General features: G+C 40.3%; 2 protein-coding genes and 1 pseudogene. All 3 read left to right on the top strand.

Translation table 11 applies throughout. The features are described from left to right. Window positions 1-242: pseudogene (locus H6G97_RS48870) on the top strand (hypothetical protein); the annotation flags it as partial. An 808-nt stretch (window positions 243-1,050) separates the two neighbouring features. Next, a complete protein-coding gene (locus tag H6G97_RS48865) occupies window positions 1,051-1,419 on the top strand; it encodes a response regulator (RefSeq protein ID WP_190947487.1) in 369 nt (122 codons plus the stop codon). Between the two features lie 702 nt (window positions 1,420-2,121). Continuing rightward, window positions 2,122-2,583, top strand: a complete 462-nt coding sequence (locus H6G97_RS48860; RefSeq protein ID WP_190947486.1) for a hypothetical protein — start codon at window positions 2,122-2,124, stop codon at window positions 2,581-2,583. The last annotated feature ends 486 nt before the right edge of the window (window positions 2,584-3,069 follow it).

Raw genomic sequence — 3,069 nt, 5'->3', positions numbered from 1 at the left:
AGTTGGCTGCTAGAACTATGGTACAGCGACGCAAGATTAGTTATGCCACCCAAACAGAACTTGGTACCAAAGCATGGGATATTTTCATGTCCCTGGTTGCCACTACTCGTAAGTTAGGTATTAGCTTTTTTGAGTATATGCATGACCGGATTTTGCAACTCGGTGATATTCCCTGTTTGGGTAACATTATTCGAGAGAAGTCTTCTTCTAACCCATTTGGTTGGTCGTGGCTACCTGAATAAATCTCTACCCCGAAATTTTGAGCCGATACCAGTATTTCATACCTGTTGGACTATTCCAGAACTGTGAAGGTCTTGTTTTAGATCATCAGGTATTCATTGATGAAAAGCCCAAATATTACTGTTTCGCCAATAAGACTAATGACCTGACAGGGGCAGAGTTATTTGCACAGTTTGCAACTCCTGAATGACTCCTAAACAGTAACGCCAGCTCGAAATTCAGGAAGCGTCGAACATTCAGCTTGGGTAGGCTCATAACTATACATGGCTTGCCTTACCTACCCAAATCTTGCTACCTAATTGATATTCTATCCCTCAATGCCTTTACCACTCTTGTAGTTCATCGCTCTGGGTTTCCTCTTGCCTATAGGGGAATGGCACTTAGAAAAGCCGAAACACTTGCGGGTTAAGCAGTTTGCAATTGTTTTCGTAATTCATGCCGAGGTTTCGTCATTAAGGAGTAAGCTTTTGGGCGACGTTTACGGACTCGTGGTTCACTTCTACCGGGCGTAGTTTACCGCCGCAGGCATCGCTCACAGCTTTGTGAGCAATAACTTTAAGTTTCATTGCGGTAAATTTGGAGACGTTTTGTTGAAGTTGCTGCTAATAATTCGGGAATTTCGTGGGGGCCCCACCTTCCCCCTTTCCCCAGTACCCCGCTTTCGTCACGAAAGCGAACTACTAGTTTTCCACTTTCAAGTTTTACTATTAAAAATTAATCTTAAGAGGATGGTAGTTTTAAACAATGCCCCTCATTACATTGGAAGAATTAAACCACTAAGTAATAATTTAAAACAGGAAGATAATAACGATGACCTCTAAGCAAATCTTAGTGATTGATGATGAAGATGACATCCGTCAATTGATTCAGACTTGTCTAGAAATAATGGGGGGCTGGGAAGTGTTGACTGCTACTTCAGGGAACCAAGGTTTATTCTTAGCTCAGTCATCTCAACCCGATGCTATCCTTTTGGACGTAATGATGCCTGATATGGATGGTTTGACAACTTTTAAAGAACTACAGACTAATCAAATAACTAAACATATTCCAGTAATTTTACTTACAGCAAGAGGACGCAATAACAAAGAGGTATTTAATGATCTAGGTGTCAAAGGCATAATTAGTAAACCATTTAATCCTCACAAACTAGCTGATCAAGTAGCAGCAGCCTTGAGCTAAAGACAAGAGCGCGCCTGCTATTACTGCCAAAATCGCTATGGTGTTGCGATCGCTTCATCTGCACTCACATTAGACCAATAAACTATTGCTTGCGAGGTGTATGTATTTGCCACAAACGATATCGCTATACCTCATTACAAGTCAAACTTATCAGGAGCCGCTGACGAGCGTTGACAAATCCTACTGCCATGCGTGGAACAGAGTAAATCAAAACGTGGGGCGTTACCAAAGCGGGGCGATTGCGCTTCATCAGTTGTCACAACCACTGAAAAACATTACTACCCTGCCGGTGGACCGAGAGCTAATCTGTCTCTGGTCGCTCAAGCTGTAGGCGTGGCTGATGGTGAGCTAATAAAGAACAGATTGGGCACTAGCAAGTTGATCTACTTCTGGTGTATTTCTGGAAAACAGATTGTGCCGTATGTATCTAAGATAAATATCAATTTAGATCCATAGCATCTAATGATTAATCGCTTTGTCAATTTCATTTTTGTTAATTTTTTTGCCTCAGCAAAATTTTAGATACTAAAAATCTCATAATATTTTTTGAAAAGGAGGCAGAGGGCAGAAGGAAAGAATTTGGTGGGAGACTCAAACCCTTGGTAGAAAGCGGTCGCAGCAGAGGGCAGTATTGCTTCTGCCTCCTGCCTCCTGCCCTCTGCCTTTCTTGTTGGCAATATTTGAATATTTAAAGGTAAAGTAATGCTCAATATAGATTTAGAACGACTTCTTTACGCAGTACAAATAGATTTTCAAACAGAGGTTACTAAGATTGCTGGGCAAGTTTTTAGCGACACGCAGTTTCAGTTATCAGCTCGAAAAATCGGCAAGGCTCATGCAGCTTTAGTTGTACCACAAATTTATTTGAAATCATTACATCAAGATTATGAAAACATTGTTGAGAATAATTTAGCTATTACTTTTAAAAGTCAAAACCGTGCTGTCAGAAATTTTCAAGTAAATTATTTACCTAAAATAAATATCTTAACTATATCTGGGTACTACAAAGAGGGCACAGCTTATCTATGCTTTTCTCCAGGGATGAATCCTAATTGGTACAATGGCAGAGGTTATAAAATAGCTCGCCCTGATTGTATTGGAGAAAAGTTTGAGTTGTTAGCGAACAAGTTTTATCCATTTCTTGAAGAATTTTTTGCACTTTAATTTTAATTAAACGCGTTGTCAGGATGGCTGTAGAGCGACGAATTATTTGACCAAAGCAAGACCAAGACAGTACGGACTCAATCGTGTGGCATTGAGCGCAGAACAAGTGATTGCGTTGTTAGGAGTCCGAGCGGTAGTAGCGGCTTAGTTGCTGAAGTGAAAAAGGTGATTGCTCTCCCCAAGAGAAATGCGATCGCCCAGAATATGCAATTACAGATAATCATGACATATACCACAGCAAGTAACATCATATTTTAGATTCAGGTTTCTATGACTGTTGTGCTATCTCCAGCAGATCTGAACGCACAGGTGTAAGAAATTCCTGGTAGTCTGCCAACCCAAAAGTGCGCTTGTGAGGACTGGGAAAAGGGTAAGAGGCTATTTATAAAGTAAATCTAAAGAGGAAATAATCAAGTAGAAAACTAGCTGTAAGATACAAGCAAATAGTATATATACTGAAGAAGAATGTCTTGTAAACGGTATCCT

Origin of the sequence: Nostoc flagelliforme FACHB-838, from assembly GCF_014698065.1 — a bacterium.
Lineage (GTDB): Bacteria > Cyanobacteriota > Cyanobacteriia > Cyanobacteriales > Nostocaceae > Nostoc > Nostoc flagelliforme_B.
The sequence above is the reverse complement of the archived record's forward strand: the minus strand, read 5'-3'. Positions and strand labels throughout refer to the sequence as shown.